We start from the raw sequence: 17,633 nt of genomic DNA, 5'->3' as shown, positions 1-17,633 counted from the left end.
ATGCCATGACTCGCGGCAAATGGCTGGCGGCCCTGTGTCTGGTGCCGTTCGCGCTGTTCTTTATCGTGTTCGAAATCGCCCCGCTGGTCTGGGTGATGATCAATAGCCTGCAGTCGGAAGAATTCGGCTGGGGCTTCGCCAACTTCAGCAAGATCTTCAATTCGAAGTTCTATCTGCAGGCGATTCAGTACAGCCTGGAGATCAGTTTCTGGTCGAGCGTATTTGGCATCATCATCGCCGTGCTCGGTGCGTATTCACTGCGCCGGGTCGACTCGAAACTGCGCAACTTCGTGAATGCCTTCGCCAACATGACCAGCAACTTTGCCGGCGTGCCGCTGGCCTTCGCGTTCATCATCCTGCTCGGCTTCAACGGCAGCATCACGATCATGCTCAAGCAGGCCGGGATCATTCAGGACTTCAACCTGTACTCGAAAACCGGCCTGATCATCCTCTACACCTACTTCCAGATTCCCCTCGGCGTGCTGCTGCTCTACCCGGCCTTCGACGCCCTGCGTGAAGACTGGCGCGAATCCGCCGCGCTGCTCGGCGCCAACGGCTGGCAGTTCTGGCGCCACATCGGTCTGCCGGTGCTGACCCCGGCCCTGCTCGGCACTTTCGTGATCCTGCTGGCCAACGCCCTCGGCGCCTATGCCACGGTGTACGCCTTGACCACCGGCAACTTCAACGTGCTGCCGATCCGCATCGCGGCAATGGTTTCCGGGGACATTTCCCTTGATCCGAATCTGGCCAGCGCCCTGGCCGTGGTGCTGGTGGCGTTGATGACTATCGTCACCGTCGTGCATCAACTGCTGTTGAAGAGGAGCTACCATGTCTCGCGCTGAATCCGGCCCGGCCGGCGTCTACCACCGCGTCGTGGTTTATCTGCTGTTCGCGATTCTGCTGCTGCCGCTGGTGGGCACGCTGATCTACTCGATTGCCAGCAGTTGGTCGGCGACCATCCTGCCCAGCGGTTTCACCTTCAAGTGGTACCTCCAGTTGTGGAGCGATCCGCGCTTCCTGCACGCCTTCGGCCAGTCGCTGCTGGTGTGCGTCGGTGCGCTGGTGCTGTCAGTGGTGCTGATCCTGCCCCTGCTGTTCGTGGTGCATTACCACTTCCCGAAACTCGATGCGCTGATGAACATCCTGATCCTGCTGCCCTTCGCGGTGCCGCCGGTGGTGTCGTCGGTGGGTCTGTTGCAACTGTACGGTTCCGGGCCGCTGGCGATGGTCGGCACACCGTGGATTCTGATCGGTTGCTACTTCACCGTGGCGCTGCCGTTCATGTACCGGGCGATCACCAACAACCTGCAGGCGATCAACCTGCGCGACCTGATGGACGCTGCGCAACTGCTCGGCGCCAGCACCTTTCAGGCGGCATTTCTGGTGGTGCTGCCGAACCTGCGCAAGGGCCTGATGGTCGCGTTGCTGCTGTCGTTCTCGTTCCTGTTCGGTGAGTTCGTGTTCGCCAACATCCTCGTTGGCACGCGCTACGAAACCCTGCAGGTGTACCTGAACAACATGCGCAACAGCAGCGGCCACTTCACCAGTGCGCTGGTGATCTCGTACTTCTTTTTCGTGCTGGTCCTGACCTGGATCGCCAACATCTTGAACAAGGACAAAAGCGAATGAGCTATGTCAGCGTCCAACACCTGCAGAAAAACTACGCGGGCACCACCGTGTTCAGCGACATCAACTGCGAAATCAACAAGGGCGAATTCGTCACCCTGCTCGGCCCGTCGGGTTGCGGCAAGTCCACCCTGCTGCGCTGCATCGCCGGACTGACGCCGGTGGATGGCGGCAAGATCCTCCTTGATGGCGTCGACATCGTGCCGCTGAGTCCGCAGAAACGCGGGATCGGCATGGTGTTCCAGAGCTACGCGCTGTTCCCCAACATGACCGTCGAACAGAACGTTGCCTTCGGCCTGCGCATGCAAAAGGTCAATGCCGACGACAGCCACAAACGTGTCGCCGAGGTGCTGAAACTGGTTGAACTCAACGACTTCGCCAGCCGATATCCGCATCAGCTCTCCGGCGGCCAGTGCCAGCGCGTGGCCCTGGCCCGCTCGCTGGTGACCCGTCCACGCCTGTTACTGCTGGATGAACCGCTGTCGGCGCTGGATGCGCGTATCCGCAAACACCTGCGTGAACAGATCCGGCAGATCCAGCGCGAACTCGGCCTGACCACGATTTTCGTCACCCACGATCAGGAAGAAGCGCTGACCATGTCCGACCGGATTTTCCTGATGAACCAAGGGAAAATCGTGCAGAGCGGCGATGCCGAAACCCTCTACACCGCGCCGGTCGATGTGTTCGCCGCCGGCTTCATCGGCAACTACAACCTGCTCGACGCGGACAGCGCCTCGAAGCTGCTGCAACGGCCGATCAACCACCGCATCGCGATTCGTCCGGAAGCCATCGAACTGAGCCTCAATGGCGAACTCGATGCGCAGATCCGCAGCCACAGCCTGCTCGGTAACGTGATCCGCTATCGAGTCGAGGCGCGTGGCGTGGAACTGGTGGTGGACGTGCTCAACCGCTCGGCGGCGGATCTGCATCCCGACGGTCAGCGTCTGGCGCTTTCCATCGATCCGACGGCCCTGTGTGAGGTAGCCTGATGATTTTGCTGACGTTGAAGAGAGAACTGCACTGATGGCCCTGGCAATTTTTGATCTGGACGAAACCCTGATCCACGGCGACTGCGCCACCCTCTGGAGCGAGCAGATGGGGCGCCTGGGCTGGGTCGATCCCGAGTCGTTCATGCGCAAGAACAACGAGCTGATGGACGCCTACAGCCATGGCAAATTGCGCATGGAAGATTTCATGGCGTTCAGCCTTGAACCGATGATCGGCCGTACCCCGGAAGAAGTCGAACACCTGGTCGGCCCGTGGGTGGAAGACTTTATCGAACCGATCATCTTCAGCGACGCCACCAAAACCATCGCCGCTCACCGCAAGGCCGGCGACCGGATCCTGGTGATCTCGGCTTCCGGCACGCACCTGGTCAAACCGATCGCCGAGCGCCTGGGCATCGACGAAATTCTCGGCATCGAACTGGAAGTCGCGCACGGTGTTTACACTGGCCAGACCGTCGGCACGCTGACCTACCGCGAAGGCAAGATCACTCGCCTGCTGGAATGGCTGGACGCCGAGGAAGAGAATCTGGAAGGCGCGAGTTTCTACTCCGACTCACGCAATGATTTGCCGTTGCTGCTGAAGGTGGATTTCCCGCATGTGGTGAATCCGGATCCGGTGCTGCTGGAGCATGCCGAAAAAGCAGGCTGGCCGATCCATCTCTGGAAATAACCAAAGATCCAAATATGGATTATTGACTGTGGCAAGGAGCTTGCCGAAAAATCCGGCTAAACATCGATCCAACTGTGGGAGCGGGCTTGCTCGCGAAGGCGGAGTGTCAGTCGATAAATTCGTGTCTGATTCACCGCTTTCGCGAGCAAGCCAGCTCCCACAGGGGTTTTGGGTGTCAGGTGAGGCTGTCGTCAATCACCAGCACCACTTTCCCCGACACCGTATTACTCGCCAGCTCGGCAAACGCCGCTTCGGCGTCTTTCACCGGGAAGGCTTTCGCCAGTTGCGGACTCAACCGCCCTTCGGCAAACAGCGGCCAAACCTGTTGCCCCAGATCACTCAACAGATCCGCCTTGAACTGATCATCACGACTGCGCAACGTCGAACCAAGCAATTGCACGCGCTTGGCCAGAACCTGTGCCAGATCCAGTTTCGCCTCACGCCCGCCCATCAGGCCGATCAAGACCCAACGCCCGTCGAGCGCGGTCAGCTTGAGGTTCAGCGCTGCATAGTTACCGCCAACCGGATCGAGGATCACGTCAAACGGCCCGAAGTCGCGCAGGCTCTCCAGATCATCGCTGCGCACCGCGCCGCCTTGGGCGCCGAGCGCTTCGCAGTAGGCCAGACGTTCGGCCGAACCGACGCTGACCCAACATGGGTTGCCGAACGCCTTGCACAGCTGAATGGCGGCTGAACCAATTCCACTCGCACCGGCGTGCAGCAAAACTTTCTCGCCCGGTTTCAGCGCCGCCAGTTGAAACACGTTGAGCCAGACCGTTGCATAAACCTCAGGTAATGCCGCGGCTTCGATCAACGAAACGCCCTCGGGCACCGGCAGCACGTGCCGTCCGTCGACCACCACCTCTTCAGCCATCCCGCCCCCGGCCAGCAAGGCGCAGACCCGATCGCCGACCTGCCAGGACGAGCCGGCGCCGACTTCGCTGATCACCCCGGAACACTCCAGACCGAGCACCTGACTGGCGCCGGGCGGCGGTGGATAAAGCCCGGCTTTCTGTAATAAATCGGCGCGATTGAGGCCGGCGGCCGCCACACGAATGCGCACTTGTCCTACATCACACGCCGGGCTCGGCTCTTCAACCCATGCCACTTGACCTTCAACGCCTTGCAATGCCTTCACAGTGCCTCCATAGTGAGTCTGGACTGAGCCCGAAGCTGTAGCGCCGGGCTTTTTGCATTATGCGACCGGCTCTCGTAGAACCGGCGACTTCAAAGACGGCCTAATATGCGTTATCAATTGTCCCCGCGTCGAATCAGCATGAAGCATCTGCTCCCCAGCACCGCCCTCGCTCTTTTCATCGGTATCGGTTTGTTGCCGGTGTCGGGCACTACATTCGCAGCCAACAGCTGGGACAAGTTGCAGCCTGATCGCGACGAAGTGATCGCCAGCCTCAACGTCGTCGAGTTGCTCAAGCGTCACCACTACAGCAAGCCGCCGCTCGACGATGCGCGCTCGGTGATCATCTACGACAGCTACATCAAGCTGCTGGACCCGTCGCGCAGCTATTTCATGGCCAGCGACATCGCTGAATTCGACAAGTGGAAGACCCAGTTCGACGACTTCCTCAAAAGCGGCGACCTCAACGCCGGGTTCACCATCTACAAGCGCTATCTGGATCGCGTCAAGGCGCGCCTGGACTTCGCCATTGCAGAGCTGAACAAGGGCGTCGACAAGATGGACTTCACCACCAAGGAGACCTTGCTGATCGATCGCAAGGACGCCCCTTGGCTCAAATCCACCGCTGAACTCGACGACCTGTGGCGCAAACGCGTCAAGGACGAAGTGCTGCGGCAGAAGATCGCCGGCAAGGACTCCAAGCAGATTCAGGAAACCCTGACCAAGCGCTACAAAAACCAGTTGGCGCGTCTGGATCAGACCCGCGCGGAAGATATCTTCCAGGCGTACATCAACACCTTCGCCATGTCCTACGACCCGCACACCAACTATCTGTCTCCGGATAACGCGGAGAACTTCGACATCAACATGAGCCTGTCCCTGGAGGGCATCGGCGCCGTGTTGCAGAGCGACAACGATCAGGTGAAAGTCGTGCGTCTGGTGCCGGCAGGCCCGGCCGACAAGACCAAGCAGGTCGCACCGGCCGACAAGATCATCGGCGTTGCCCAAGGCAACAAAGAGATGGTCGACGTGGTGGGCTGGCGCCTGGACGAAGTGGTCAAGCTGATTCGCGGCCCGAAAGGCACCGTGGTGCGCCTGGAAGTGATTCCGGCCAGCAATGCGCCGAACGACCAGACCAGCAAGATCGTGCCGATCACTCGCGAAGCAGTGAAGCTTGAAGACCAGGCGGTGAAAAAATCCGTGCTGAACCTCAAACAGGACGGCAAGGACTACAAGCTCGGTGTCATCGAGATCCCGGCGTTCTACCTCGACTTCAAGGCGTTCCGTGCCGGTGATCCGGACTACAAGAGCACCACTCGCGACGTCAAGAAGCTGCTGACCGAGCTGCAGAAAGAGAAAGTCGACGGCGTGGTCATCGACCTGCGCAACAACGGCGGCGGTTCTCTGCAGGAGGCCACCGAGCTGACCAGCCTGTTCATCGACAAGGGCCCGACCGTCCTCGTGCGTAACGCCGATGGCCGCGTCGATGTGCTGGAAGATGAAAATCCGGGCGCGTTCTACAAAGGCCCGATGGCACTGCTGGTCAACCGCCTGTCCGCCTCGGCATCGGAGATCTTCGCCGGCGCCATGCAGGACTACCATCGCGCACTGATCATCGGTGGCCAGACCTTCGGCAAAGGCACCGTGCAGACCATTCAGCCGCTGAACCATGGCGAACTGAAACTGACCCTGGCCAAGTTCTACCGGGTTTCCGGGCAGAGCACCCAGCATCAGGGCGTGTTGCCGGACATCGACTACCCGTCGATCATCGACACCAAGGAAATCGGCGAAAGCGCCCTGCCGGAAGCCATGCCGTGGGACACCATCAAGGCAGCGATCAAGCCGGCTTCCGATCCGTTCAAGCCGTACCTGGCGCAGCTCAAGTCCGAGCATGACGCTCGTACCGCCAAGGACGCCGAGTTCGTGTTCATCCGCGACAAGCTGGCCCTGGCGCAGAAGCTGATGGAAGAAAAAACCGTCAGCCTCAACGAAGCCGACCGCCGTGCCCAGCACACGGACATCGACGCCAAGCAACTGGCGATGGAAAACATCCGTCGCAAAGCCAAAGGCGAAGAGCCGCTCAAAGAGCTGAAGAAAGAAGATGAAGACGCGCTGGCTGCGGCTGAGCCGGACAAGGTCAAACCAGAAGACGACGCCTACCTGAGCGAAACCGGGCGCGTGCTGCTGGATTACCTGAAGCTGAGCAATCAGGTGGCCAAGAAGTAAGATGATGGCAATTTAGTGCTGACGCTCTCCGGAGCGTCATCAAACAGTCATCATTCTGTCGTGAAATAAAGGACTGGGAGCGACTCTCTTCATCGGGAGCGCTCCCAGTCCTTTTTTTATCGCCAGAGATTGCCATGACCACGACCGAACAGCTGAGTGCCTTGAGCTCGATCCTGACTCAAAGCGGTTTGCACAGTCTGTTCCAGCCGATCATCTGTCTCTCCGAGCGTCGCATTCTCGGTTACGAAGCCCTCACCCGCGGCCCGTCCAACAGCCCTCTGCACTCGCCTATCGCGCTGTTCGCCGTGGCGCGTCAGGCCGGCCGCCTGAGCGAACTGGAAATTGCCTGCCGCCAGTCCGCCTGCCGTCGTTTCAACGAACAGCAACTGCCGGGCAAGCTGTTCCTCAACGTCTCTCCGGAATCCCTGCTCGAAGCCGCGCACCAACCGGGGCGCACTCTGCAACTGTTGCAGGACTTCGGCATTCCGCCGAGCCAGGTGGTGATCGAACTCACCGAACAGACGCCGATCGACGATTTCCAGTTGCTGCAAACCGCGCTGCATCACTATCGGGCGATGGGCTTTTCCATCGCACTGGATGACCTGGGTGCCGGTTATTCAAGCTTGCGCCTGTGGTCGGAGCTACGCCCGGACTACGTGAAGATCGACCGCCACTTCATCGACGGCATTCATCAGGATGCGTTGAAACGCGAGTTTGTCGGCTCGATCCTGCAGATCGCCAAGGCTTCGCGGGCGCAGGTGATTGCCGAGGGGATCGAGTTGCCGGAAGAACTGGCAGTGTTGACCGAGATGGGCGTCGATCTGGTGCAGGGTTACTTGCTCGGTCGTCCACAGGAACATCCACCCCGCGACGCCCGGGCCTTGATGCCGAAACACGACAGCAGCGCCGTGGCATTGAACGACGAAGGCAGCGACCTCAGCGCCCTGCTCAACGACCAACCGGCGGTGCATCGCGACACACCGACCGCCACGGTGCTGGAAGCCTTCCGCCGCCAGGCCAATCTGAATTCACTGGCAGTGCTCGACGAACAGGGCCAGCCGTGCGGCATCGTCCATCGCCATTCGTTGTCCGACGCACTGCTCAAACCGTTCGCCACCGACCTGTTCGCACGCAAACCGATCAGCCGCCTGATGAACGACGACTTCCTCGCCGTAGAAATGAGCCAGTCGCTGCAACAGGTCAGCCGCCTGATCACCAGCCGCGCGCGGCAGCGCATCGAAGAAGATTTCATCATCACCCTCAACGGCGGTTATCTCGGCCTGGGCCGGGTGATCGACGTGCTCAAACTGATCACCGAACTGAAAATCCAGCAGGCGCGCTACGCCAACCCGTTGACCTTGCTGCCCGGCAACGTGCCGATCCAGCAATGCCTGACCCGCCTGCTGCAACAGGGCCGCGAATCAATCATCTGCTACGTCGACATCGACAGCTTCAAACCCTTCAACGACATCTACGGCTACGGCCGTGGCGACGAAGTCCTGCTGTGCCTCGCGCAATGTCTGAACGAACGCGTCGACCCGTCCCGCGACTTCGTCGGCCACATCGGCGGCGACGACTTCCTGCTGGTGCTCGGCCCGGAAGACTGGCGCAAACGCCTCAACCAACTGCTCGACGACTTCCAGAGCCAATGCCGCCGCTTCTATCGCCCTGAGCATCTTGAGGCCGGCTGCTTCATCGCGCCGAATCGCCAGGGTGTGCGGCAGGAGTTTCCACTTCTATCGTTATCGATCGGCGTAGTCTACCTGCAACCCGAGGCCTGCGCAGAACTGGATGCGAGTCAACTGGCGGAGATGGCTTCGCAGGCGAAACATCATGCGAAGAATGTTCCGGGGTATAGCGTGCATGTGATTGATAGCCTCAGTGCTGCCGACCTTCAACTGCCGCAACTGATTGGCCAACGCTGACTCCCCATACGACGAAAATCCCTGTGGGAGCGGGCTTGCTCGCGAAGGGGTCAGTAGCATCACTCAAGATTCCGCTTCTAATGCCGGCTACCACGTGGAGCAGTCTTCCTGACTGGCGAGATACAACTCATCAATCCAAACTTCGGAGAGGATAGAGTACACATGCTCAAAAAAACTCCTGGGATCTTTTATTTCATTCCAGCCAAGTGGAAGCAATGAATGAGAAAAAGGATCATGTTTAAAAACCTCAGAGAGCTTACTCGTTTCGCCATCCAGAGCCTCACCCAATATAAAAAACAAGACAAACTTGTGCCGATAAGTCAAACCCGAAAATCTTTTCACAATAAATTTATAAATCAATTCTGCTCTATCTGAAGGACACTCAGGATCGTACTCCGCCAACTCTGCGCCCAGCGTCTCTTCGCGATCGTATATATCAAACCCACCAAGAAAGTGCTTCAATTTAGGACTATATGGTACGTCAAGATAGGGATGCATCAACATTAAACTTGCTCCACCGGATATAGAGCGAAGGGCTGCAATGTTTCAAAGTCAAATTTCATTTCGAAACCATTCATCTTTTGAATATAGCGGGGTTCTGATGGATCTGATGGGTTAGGTTCGTACCCTTCCCCCACATTTTCGGCTGCCATTCTCACAACCAAATTACCCATGCTGTCTTCTCCCGTGAATCGCGACATCTTCCTCACTTCTCTCGTCATCGCTTCGTTCAAAGCATTCAGCTGCGCTCGATGAGTTAAAAACCGCGAACTATAAACACCTCTAAACATCTTCTATTATCACTCCTCACCAACGTCATAATAATCTAAACGCATTTACCAAGTAGCTTGGTCTTCCAAACCAGCCTTCTTCAATTCCCCCTCCCACTCAACTATAGCTATTTGATATATATCTTCAAAAAAAGCTCTTGGATCGACCATTTCATCCCAACCATCCGGAAATGAACAATAAGCCTCAGGATCATATTGGAACAAAGTGCTAAAAACGTACCTCTCATCATGCAATGCGCACTTCAGACACTCTACAAGCAAGAATTTTTGCCGATAAGATCGCTTCATAGGCATGCAATACTTTAAAATAAGCGCCTCCCTATCTACGGCAATGTTCGGATCATATTTTTCAAGTTCCACCCCCAATATTTCTTCGCGATCATAAACATCAAAACAACACAAAAAATATGCGGGAGTCGGCAGATAAGGCATCGACGTTTCAGGATCAATGTACATAGAATCACTCCGTCGGATAAAGAGTAAATGGTACGTTTGTAATGGGATCGAACTTCATTTCGAACCCTCCCATATTGGTAATTAATCGAGGGTTTTCTTTGTCCCTTCTATTTGGCTTATAACCTTCCCCTGCGTCCGGAAGCCTCATCTTTACAACGTTTGCGCCCTGCCGATCCTGTCCGGTGTACCGAGGAAATCCGCGTTCAACCCTGGTGGTTGCGAGGACATAGGCTTCAAGCATGATTTCCCAACTGTAAAATCTGGAACTTGGATTACCTTCACCAGCATTTCGACCTCTTCTTGGTTGACCAGTAATAGGGTCCGTTCCATCAATAGCCCTTTGTTTAAATTTTTCATCTGGCAGCTCAGGGCCATGCTTACCAACCATATGCATCCCCTGACTGTCATTTAACCTCTCAACCTCTTTCTTCGCGGCCTCTCTTGCGCTTAATTTCGGCTTCGGAAGCTCAGGCTCTCCCTCATCAACCTTAGCCCCGCCAATCCCACCCGGCACCTCACAACCTGGCTTATTCGGCGGCGGACAATTGGAGTTCAATCCCAACGGATCCACCCACCCCGTCGGATTCGGCGTGTACTGGTACTGATTCAGCCCACCTGCGAGCTTCACCGGATCCGGCGTCAGATACCTGCCCAACCTCGGGTCGTAATACCGATGCCGGTTGTAATGCAGCCCGCTTTCCGCATCGAAATACTGCCCCTGAAAGCGCAGCGGCTGATCCAGGTAGTCCTCGCCGGCGAGGGTGATCGCCGCGACTTTGCCGTAGGCGTCGTACTGCGCTGACCAGACGATTTCGCCGCTGTAATCGGTGAGTTCCTGCGGGGTACCGAGGTGGTCGAGTTGGTAATAAAAGGGGCAGGCGCGTTTCGGGCCTTTGCCGTCGAGCAGGGCCAGCGGGCGGAAGGTGCCGGGTTCGTAGACGTAGCTGCGGTGGTGGCTCGGGCTGCTTTCGGCGACGAGATGGTCGCCTTGCCAGAAGAACTCGGTGCTGATGCCGTCGAAGGTTTTGCGGACGCGCCGGCCGAAGGCGTCGTATTGATAGGTCGCGGTTTGACCGTCGGGGCGGGTCAGGCTGATCAGGCGGTGCTGGCAGTCGTAGCGGTATTCGGTGACGAGTTGCTGGTCGCGGCCACGGCGTTCGCGGATCAGGTTGCCGAAGGCGTCGTAGTCGTAGTGCCGGTCGCCCTGCATCAGCAGGCGGTTGCCCTTGATCCGGGTCGGGCCGGGACGATCCTGCATCAGCAGGTTGCCGGCCGGGTCGTGGGCGAAGGATTCGGGGAGTTCGTCGCGTGAGTGGCGCACGCGGATCAAGCGGTCGAGGGCGTCGTAACCGTAGGTGCGCTGGCCTTGACGGCTGTCGGCAATGTGCTCGAGGTTGCCGTTGGCGCTGTAGGCGTAATCGCGGCGGTACAGCGATTCGTGCTGATGACCTACAGCGTGGGCGAGTAAACGGCCCTGCTCGTCGTAGGCATAGTCGCTGAGCAGCAGGCCTTGTTGGCGTTGTTGTTCGCGACCCGATTGATAGACGTGGCTGCTCAGCCGCGTGCCATTAAGGTCGATGGCGGTCAGCGCGCCGCCCTTGGCGTAGTGGTAATCGAGCTTGCTGTTGTCCGGCAAACGCTGGCGCTTGAGCTGGCCGCAGGCGTCATACGCATAACGCAAGGTGCCCCAGCCCTGATGCTCGGTGATCAGCCGATCCTGCAGGTCGTATTCGAAGGCCAGTGGATGTTTCTGGCCATCATCGACCCCGGTCAAACGGCCCAGGCGGTCGTAGGTGTAAGCCACCTCAATCCCGTCGGGCAGGGTTTTCAGCAGCAGACGTCCGGCCGCATCACGCGCGTAAGTGGTGACCAGCGTCGAGCCATCATCGCCGAACTCGGTCTTTTCCAGCAGGTGCCCGTTGCGGTCGTAGGCGTAAGCGGTGCGTCGGCCGTCGAAGCCGGTTTCCTGTCGGATCAATCCGGTGGGCGTGTAGTCCAGTCGGTACTTTTCCCCGGATTCGTTCTCGATTTCCGTGAGCAACAACTGCGCATGGTCGTAGCGGTACTGCACCCGCGTGCCGTCGGGATTGATCTTGCGCGAGACCAGGTGCAGGTCGTCGTCATACTCGTAGCGGGTGATGTGCCCGAGTTCGTCGCGCTCGGCGGTGACCTGGCCGTAGGCGCCGTAGCTGTAGGCGCGGGTGGCGCCCGTAGGAAAGGTCGTCTGAATTAGTCGGCCAACGGCGTCCCACTGTTGTTGGGTGATCGCGCCGTGTTCGTCGCAAGTGGTCGTCCGCCGCCCCAGCGCATCGTAGGAAAAACGCCGCACACCACCGTCAGGCAGGGTTTCCTCGATCAGTTGGCCAAGGTCGTTCCAGACAAAAATGTGCCGGCTGGTGTCCGGATGACGGATCGACAGCAACTGCCCACGGGTGTCGTAGTAGTAATAGGTGACCAGCCCGTCAGGATCGACCGCCTCGGTGACATCGCCCTCGGCGTTGCGCCGAAAGGTCCACACCGCCTCGCCGCGAGAACGGCTGTGCAGGAAACCGTTGCGGTACTCGTAGGACGTTGGCTCATCGTCCGGCGGAAGCAGCGCGATCAGCCGTCCGACGTCGTCGTAACGGTATTCGGTGACCGCGCCCAGCGGATCCTGCTCGGCGATCAGCCGGCCCTGATCGTCATAAGCCTTGAGGTGCTCACCGCCATCGGCCTCGACCTTGCGCACCAGCCGCGCGCTGTCGTCGTGGACGTAGGTTTCTTCGCTGCCATCGACATAGTGCACCGCGACGCTGCCGTCATCGGCCCAGACGTAACGCGTGTCCATCTGCGCGAACGACGCCCAATGGCGCACGCAACGCGCCGACTTGCCCGAGCGCTCCCACTCCCAGAAGAAACTCGCGCCGCCGGTCAGTTGCCGCTGCAGGATGACGTGCTGATCGTCGTAGTCGTAACGCTCGCTGTCACCGACCGCGTTGGTCGCAGCCAACAAACGCTGACGGGCGTCGTAGCAAAAGCTGACCAGCGTTTGCTCGGTGCGCCAGCCATCAGTCTCAAGCACCTGGTAATCAACCGCGACCAGATGCGCCCGGTCGTAACGCAACAACAGCGACCGCCCGGTCCCGTTATCCAGGCGCTGCACACGCTCGGAAAAATCGCGATGCACCGTCAGCCGATTGCCATACGCATCACTGACCGCCACCAACCGCCCGGCACGAAAGTGATAAAACCGCGCCACATCTCCCGCCAGCGCGAGGATCAGTTCCTCCGGCTCATCCCCGAGAAAAATCGCCGCCCGCGACAGGCTGTTGTGAATCGCCGGGCGTTCAACGCTGGGCAACGGAAACCGTGTGCGACGGTTCTCGTGATCGACCCAGACCACCGCATCGCCATCAAACTCCAGCCGATGCGCCAGCGAATGACTCCAGCCAAACCCCAGCCCGACATCGATTTCCACCGCGCTGGTGCGGTACAACCGGGTGAACTCGAACGGCAGCAAGCCATCGAGCGTGCCGTCGGTCAGGGTCAGCAACTCTTCGCCGGTGACCATCGACACCGGGCAGCCGTTGGTGCAGGTCAGCGGCGCGCAGTCGGCGCTGTCGCCGTTGGGGTTTTGCGCTTGATCGGGAGCGTCGTCGTGATGCTCGTTTTTCTTCAGGGCGGCATTGCGTTTCGCATCCCAGCGCAGTTGCATGCGGCCCTTTTTCACTCCGGCGGCAATGCCCCGCGCGGCGACACTTTTGTACTGGTCAACGTAATGAATGAACGTGTTGATGATGCCGAACATCGCCTTGACCAGGCGTTTCACAACCGAGAGCAACTGGGCGGCGCGATCCGCCAGGCGTAGCGTCAGATAAGCGATTCCTGCGCCAGCCCCGACGAATGTCAACACAACGCCGATCAGCACATCGATCAGCACCTGCACGATCATCATCGACGCCGTTTCAGCGGTTTTACCGGCGATCTGACTGGGCGGCAGCATCTCCAGCCAGAGACTCGCACTGCGCAGCAGCAAACACAGCGCCGCCTCATCGCTGACCAGCAACTGCAGCTTTTGCATGACATCCGGAGCTGATTCTGCGAGGCGGATCAGATCGGCCGCGCCGCTTCCAAGGCGATCGGCAAACGCCCCTGGATCCTGCAGAATCTCCGACAGCATGCCGAGGCTGTCCCACACCCCCTCGATCGCCGCCCAGCTCCCGGCGAGCATGCCGTTGCCCGCCGCCGTCGCCACCGACTGCGACCACTGCGGCTTGAACCCCTGCCACTCGCTGCGCAGCCAGCCATCCAGCTCGCCGGTCAAGCCGTCGTAGGACTGGAACAGCGCCTTGATCTGCTCCGGGGTAACGTCGCTGTGCACCTGCACGCGATAGAACTTGCCTGGCGTACCGCTGAATGTTCCCCGGCCTTGCGCATCAAGTGCGACGGGGGAGGTTTGGCCATCATCCACCGCGACCACATCCACCACGATGTCGCCCAGCGGAATGTCGTACACCGACTCGAATTTGCTCTCGATCGCCAGCACCCCGTTTTTCGGGCACTGCACGACTCCGGAGGCAAACTCACTGTCGCCCGTGCTGACCGCGGTGACGCGCTCACCAAAGCGGATGACCCGCTCCATGCCCATCAGCGACGGCAGATCCGCCGCGTGGCTGACCTGGTCGGCCGCTCCGCTGAGCCAGTGTTCAAGTTGCTGGCGATAGAGGCTGAGGGTGTCGGGAAAGCTGTCGAGTTCCTGCTCGATACGGCTGACGGCTTCCATCAGCGCACGCAACGATGCGGGGTGGAATGAAAAACCGGGTCAAACATGAGCGTTCCCTCGCGCAAAAATTAGGCGCGGGGACTTTGCGGGGGATCAATCAGGAAAGAAGTCAGGCGAGTAGGCGTTTACTGTAGGACTAATCTGCAAAAGACCAATTACTACAAAACGTATAGCGATAAACGCAAACGTGGCGTGAGGTTTCCCTCACGCCACGTTTATCGAGCGATACAAAATGATTTACCGGGTTTAATCCCGAGCGCTCAACTCTTTGAGCTTGAGCTCGGCCAACGGGTGACCGGCCTTGGCGGCCAGCGTCCACCAGCGCGCCGCTTCTGCCGGGTCCGGCGCTTTGCTCGGAGTACCGGCCAAGCTGATCACGCCGACCTGATAGGCCGCTTTGCCATCGCCGGCGAGCGCCGCCAGACGCAACAGCCGCACACCCTCTTCGCGGGCACCCAGGCCAACCCCGCGAAACGTCAGAATGTGCCCATAAAAGCTTTGCGCGCCGACATCGCCAAGATTGGCCATGCGCGCAAACTGCCCCTCGAGCCAGCGCCAGCCTCTAGGCTGGCGAACAAACCACGACCAGTGAAACAGCCTACGGGCCAACCAGTAACTGGCCGACGCCTTGAGTCGTAAGAACACTCAGGCCTCCGCCGATTCCGGGTACTCGTATTCGAAAACCCTGACCACTTCCGACGCATGCCAGGAGGCAGCCGCAACGCCATCGGACGGCCCGGAAAAGCGTCCAAGACGCTCGACACATTCAAAGAAGCCGGTACGTGGCAAGCGGCTGGCCCCCTGACTGATTACCAGCGAACTGCGCAATGGCTGTTCGGCCTTGGCGTCGAGTGCGGCCAGATGCTCAAGTGCCGCGGTCAGCGTCTGCATCGCCGGCGTCGGCAGTTGCAAACGTTCGAGCAAGGCTCGATAGGTCAACAGATGGCGCTGCCTGCGCGCCTGATCCAGCTCCCCCAGCAGTCCGTCCCAATGTTGACGACTGATGCGTACGCTCACGATTCATCCCTCCAACCCGGCACCGTCAGTTCCCAGGCCAGGCTGCGACGAATCGCGGCGTCAGGTTGACGCTCGCCGCTTTCGATCATGGCCAGATAAGACGGGCTGATGCCTACCGTGCGGGCAAGCGCCTCAATGGCGATGCCCTTCCCTTCGCGCAAACTGCGTAGTTGATCCAGACCTGGAAGAATCGGGTCTGGCGTTGCGGCGGCCGGCGCTGGCGCCTGCTGCTGCGGTGTTTCGTTGATGCCTGCTGCTTTCAGTAGAGCCTGATACTGAACCCATGGCAGAACCGCATATTCGGGTTCGCCATCGCGTGCAATTATCTGAATATCCATGACTACCCCGTAGGACAACAACACTTAGCGAGTCGGCACTTTTCCCTAGAAGTGTAATCCTAACAGCGGCCAAGGTCGCGGGGGGTATCTATCTGTCTGCAGGCGAAGTGAATCAGGGCTTTTTCGGGCCCTGAAGCTGAAGTTGCTCGGGGGTATCAGGCAGGCGCTCGACCACTGCGAGTTTTTCCGGCTGCTGGCGGTTGCGCCAGAGGCGGAACGCAGCGAGTTCGTCGTCGAGGGTTTTCATCAGCCAGGCCAGCACAGCGATGTCATCGAGCATACCGAACATCGGGATGAAATCCGGAATCGCATCCACCGGGCTGAGGAAATACATCAGGCCCGCCACCACCGAAACGATGGCTTTCGGGCTGATCGCCCGGTATTCGCCACGCCAGTAAGCCAGACACAGCGCCTGGAGCAAACGCAGATCATCCTTGAGTTTGCCAAGACGATTACCCTGTGCGGCACCTTTGCTCGCCACCGCGAACAACAGAGTCGGCAGACGGCCACGCGCCAGCAATCGACCGGCGAGGGGCAGAAATCGGGCGAAATTCCACGGCGCTTTCATCTATTTCTCCCGTTGAAATGTTATCCACACAAATTGTGGATAACCTTGTGAACAGAGCTGCATTTCAGCGCTGCAAGCCCCGTTTTATAAGGGCCGCGCTCAGATCGGGCGTTTTTTACTCACATAAAAAACCCCAATATTTCATTGACTTGGCGGCTCAGGGCGTCTAGCGCTGGCGGCCTCAATCTCTAGGACTGCTGTAAGCGCCATCCGTTCGCTCTGTTTACCGCCAGCATCGTCCAGATGCAACAACGCCCCGCATAAGCGAGGCGTTGTCGTCGAAGCTACAGCCGATTACTTGGCGGCGGCGTCTTCTTTGGCTGGATCCTTGATGGCCAGCAGTTCCAGGTCGAAGACCAGAACCGAGTTGGCCGGGATTGCCGGGCTAGGCGATTGCGCGCCGTAAGCCAGATCGCTAGGGATGTACAGTTTGTACTTCTCGCCAACGTGCATCAGTTGCAGACCTTCAACCCAACCCGGAATCACACCGCTGACCGGCAGATCGATCGGGCTGCCGCGTTCAACGGAGCTATCGAACACGGTGCCGTTAGTCAGCTTGCCGGTGTAGTGAACAGTCACGACGTCGGTAGGCTTAGGCTGTGGGCCGTCGGCTTTCTTGACCACTTCGTACTGCAGACCGGAAGCAGTCGTGGTCACGCCGGCCTTCTTGCCGTTTTCTTCGAGGAATTTCTTGCCGGCGGCTGCCGACTCTTCGCTCATCTTGGCCATACGCTCTTCAGCACGCTTTTGCAGCGCGGCGAAGGCTTCAACCAGTTCTTCGTCTTTCAGCTTCTGTTCTTTCTTGCCAACGGCATCTTCGATGCCCTGGGCTACCGCTTTGGAGTCCAGATCATCCATGCCTTCCTGAGCAAGGCTCTTGCCCATGTTCAGGCCGATACCGTAGGAAGCTTTTTGCGCCGGGGTTTTCAGCTCTACGCTGGTCTGCGAATCACAACCCGCGAGGACCAGGCTAACCAGGGCTACCGCCGCCGCCAACCGATGCTGTTTCATGCTATTTCCTTGTTCATGCGCCGAAAGGGCAATCGAGTAAAGCCGCGAGCTTATCAGGCCGCCACGACCAATGGCTACCGGCATGAGAGCAGGAAATGTCT

Annotated in this window: 16 protein-coding genes; 6 read left to right on the top strand and 10 right to left on the bottom strand. The window is 59.0% G+C overall.

Features of this window, described 5'->3' with window-relative positions; translation table 11 throughout:
* Window positions 1-5: 5 nt before the first annotated feature.
* From AC1RBR_RS08680 to AC1RBR_RS08665, 4 genes are read left to right on the top strand one after another with little or no spacing between them, the layout of a single operon-like run.
* Window positions 6-842, top strand: coding sequence for an ABC transporter permease (locus AC1RBR_RS08680; RefSeq protein WP_164747927.1), 837 nt, complete (start codon window positions 6-8; stop codon window positions 840-842).
* Window positions 829-1,629 carry an ABC transporter permease gene (locus AC1RBR_RS08675; protein ID WP_007965346.1) on the top strand — a complete coding sequence of 267 codons (801 nt, stop codon included), beginning with the start codon at window positions 829-831 and terminating at the stop codon, window positions 1,627-1,629. Before AC1RBR_RS08680 ends, AC1RBR_RS08675 begins: the two co-directional genes overlap by 14 nt.
* Window positions 1,626-2,615 (top strand): ABC transporter ATP-binding protein, encoded by a 990-nt coding sequence (locus tag AC1RBR_RS08670; protein WP_401068698.1) that lies wholly within the window; start codon window positions 1,626-1,628, stop codon window positions 2,613-2,615. Before AC1RBR_RS08675 ends, AC1RBR_RS08670 begins: the two co-directional genes overlap by 4 nt.
* A 34-nt stretch (window positions 2,616-2,649) precedes the next feature.
* Window positions 2,650-3,303, top strand: a complete 654-nt coding sequence (locus AC1RBR_RS08665) for an HAD family hydrolase (RefSeq protein WP_095140008.1) — start codon at window positions 2,650-2,652, stop codon at window positions 3,301-3,303.
* Between the two features lie 175 nt (window positions 3,304-3,478).
* Here AC1RBR_RS08665 and AC1RBR_RS08660 read toward each other — a convergent pair whose 3' ends face one another.
* Complete coding sequence (locus AC1RBR_RS08660) at window positions 3,479-4,441, bottom strand: zinc-binding dehydrogenase (RefSeq protein ID WP_492563858.1); 963 nt, start codon at window positions 4,439-4,441, stop codon at window positions 3,479-3,481.
* Between the two features lie 138 nt (window positions 4,442-4,579).
* On the opposite strand from AC1RBR_RS08660, the gene AC1RBR_RS08655 reads away from it, so the two are divergent.
* Complete coding sequence (locus AC1RBR_RS08655) at window positions 4,580-6,664, top strand: carboxy terminal-processing peptidase (RefSeq protein ID WP_166495534.1); 2,085 nt, start codon at window positions 4,580-4,582, stop codon at window positions 6,662-6,664.
* A gap of 134 nt (window positions 6,665-6,798) precedes the next feature.
* Window positions 6,799-8,589, top strand: coding sequence for a bifunctional diguanylate cyclase/phosphodiesterase (locus AC1RBR_RS08650; protein ID WP_492563856.1), 1,791 nt, complete (start codon window positions 6,799-6,801; stop codon window positions 8,587-8,589).
* Window positions 8,590-8,676: 87 nt separating this feature from the next.
* On the opposite strand, the gene AC1RBR_RS08645 is transcribed toward AC1RBR_RS08650, so the two are convergent.
* The 9 genes from AC1RBR_RS08645 to bamJ all read right to left on the bottom strand — a co-directional run bounded on the left by AC1RBR_RS08645 (window position 8,677) and on the right by bamJ (window position 17,532).
* Window positions 8,677-9,093, bottom strand: coding sequence for a hypothetical protein (locus AC1RBR_RS08645; RefSeq protein ID WP_492563855.1), 417 nt, complete (start codon window positions 9,091-9,093; stop codon window positions 8,677-8,679).
* Window positions 9,093-9,263, bottom strand: a complete 171-nt coding sequence (locus AC1RBR_RS08640) for a hypothetical protein (protein ID WP_492563853.1) — start codon at window positions 9,261-9,263, stop codon at window positions 9,093-9,095. The genes AC1RBR_RS08645 and AC1RBR_RS08640 overlap by 1 nt, the downstream gene beginning before the upstream one ends.
* Window positions 9,264-9,425: 162 nt before the next feature.
* On the bottom strand, window positions 9,426-9,836 hold the full coding sequence (locus AC1RBR_RS08635; RefSeq protein ID WP_492563852.1) for a hypothetical protein: 411 nt from the start codon (window positions 9,834-9,836) through the stop codon (window positions 9,426-9,428).
* 4 nt (window positions 9,837-9,840) lie between these two features.
* Window positions 9,841-14,598 carry an RHS repeat-associated core domain-containing protein gene (locus tag AC1RBR_RS08630; protein WP_492563850.1) on the bottom strand — a complete coding sequence of 1,586 codons (4,758 nt, stop codon included), beginning with the start codon at window positions 14,596-14,598 and terminating at the stop codon, window positions 9,841-9,843.
* Window positions 14,599-14,844: 246 nt separating this feature from the next.
* On the bottom strand, window positions 14,845-15,243 hold the full coding sequence (locus AC1RBR_RS08625; protein WP_098967903.1) for an SEL1-like repeat protein: 399 nt from the start codon (window positions 15,241-15,243) through the stop codon (window positions 14,845-14,847).
* Window positions 15,244-15,615: a hypothetical protein gene (locus tag AC1RBR_RS08620; RefSeq protein ID WP_003223109.1), complete on the bottom strand. Its 372-nt coding sequence runs from the start codon at window positions 15,613-15,615 to the stop codon at window positions 15,244-15,246.
* Entirely contained in the window at window positions 15,612-15,953 is a 342-nt protein-coding gene (locus tag AC1RBR_RS08615; protein ID WP_027613366.1) for a helix-turn-helix domain-containing protein, read from the bottom strand. Before AC1RBR_RS08615 ends, AC1RBR_RS08620 begins: the two co-directional genes overlap by 4 nt.
* Before the next feature lie 112 nt (window positions 15,954-16,065).
* The gene (locus AC1RBR_RS08610; protein ID WP_095139456.1) at window positions 16,066-16,521 is read right to left on the bottom strand and encodes a YkvA family protein; all 456 of its coding nucleotides are present in this window, start codon (window positions 16,519-16,521) and stop codon (window positions 16,066-16,068) included.
* Window positions 16,522-16,815: 294 nt separating this feature from the next.
* On the bottom strand, window positions 16,816-17,532 hold the full coding sequence (gene bamJ, locus AC1RBR_RS08605; protein WP_007950433.1) for a BamJ family beta-barrel-assembly machinery protein: 717 nt from the start codon (window positions 17,530-17,532) through the stop codon (window positions 16,816-16,818).
* Window positions 17,533-17,633: the final 101 nt, after the last annotated feature.

It is taken from the genome of Pseudomonas sp. GW823-FHT01D03 (assembly GCF_058798255.1).
This window is presented reverse-complemented; position numbering and strand designations above follow the sequence as displayed.

What these genes read in the sequence shown, in the direction of transcription:
- AC1RBR_RS08680 (WP_164747927.1), top strand. Translation starts at nt 6, where the DNA reads ATGACTCGCGGCAAATGGCTGGCGGCCCTGTGTCTGGTGCCGTTCGCG.
- AC1RBR_RS08675 (WP_007965346.1), top strand. Translation starts at nt 829, where the DNA reads ATGTCTCGCGCTGAATCCGGCCCGGCCGGCGTCTACCACCGCGTCGTG.
- AC1RBR_RS08670 (WP_401068698.1), top strand. Translation starts at nt 1,626, where the DNA reads ATGAGCTATGTCAGCGTCCAACACCTGCAGAAAAACTACGCGGGCACC.
- AC1RBR_RS08665 (WP_095140008.1), top strand. Translation starts at nt 2,650, where the DNA reads ATGGCCCTGGCAATTTTTGATCTGGACGAAACCCTGATCCACGGCGAC.
- AC1RBR_RS08655 (WP_166495534.1), top strand. Translation starts at nt 4,580, where the DNA reads ATGAAGCATCTGCTCCCCAGCACCGCCCTCGCTCTTTTCATCGGTATC.
- AC1RBR_RS08650 (WP_492563856.1), top strand. Translation starts at nt 6,799, where the DNA reads ATGACCACGACCGAACAGCTGAGTGCCTTGAGCTCGATCCTGACTCAA.
- AC1RBR_RS08645 (WP_492563855.1), bottom strand. Translation starts at nt 9,093, where the DNA reads ATGTTGATGCATCCCTATCTTGACGTACCATATAGTCCTAAATTGAAG.
- AC1RBR_RS08640 (WP_492563853.1), bottom strand. Translation starts at nt 9,263, where the DNA reads ATGGGTAATTTGGTTGTGAGAATGGCAGCCGAAAATGTGGGGGAAGGG.
- AC1RBR_RS08635 (WP_492563852.1), bottom strand. Translation starts at nt 9,836, where the DNA reads ATGTACATTGATCCTGAAACGTCGATGCCTTATCTGCCGACTCCCGCA.
- AC1RBR_RS08630 (WP_492563850.1), bottom strand. Translation starts at nt 14,598, where the DNA reads ATGGAAGCCGTCAGCCGTATCGAGCAGGAACTCGACAGCTTTCCCGAC.
- AC1RBR_RS08615 (WP_027613366.1), bottom strand. Translation starts at nt 15,953, where the DNA reads ATGGATATTCAGATAATTGCACGCGATGGCGAACCCGAATATGCGGTT.
- AC1RBR_RS08610 (WP_095139456.1), bottom strand. Translation starts at nt 16,521, where the DNA reads ATGAAAGCGCCGTGGAATTTCGCCCGATTTCTGCCCCTCGCCGGTCGA.
- bamJ (WP_007950433.1), bottom strand. Translation starts at nt 17,532, where the DNA reads ATGAAACAGCATCGGTTGGCGGCGGCGGTAGCCCTGGTTAGCCTGGTC.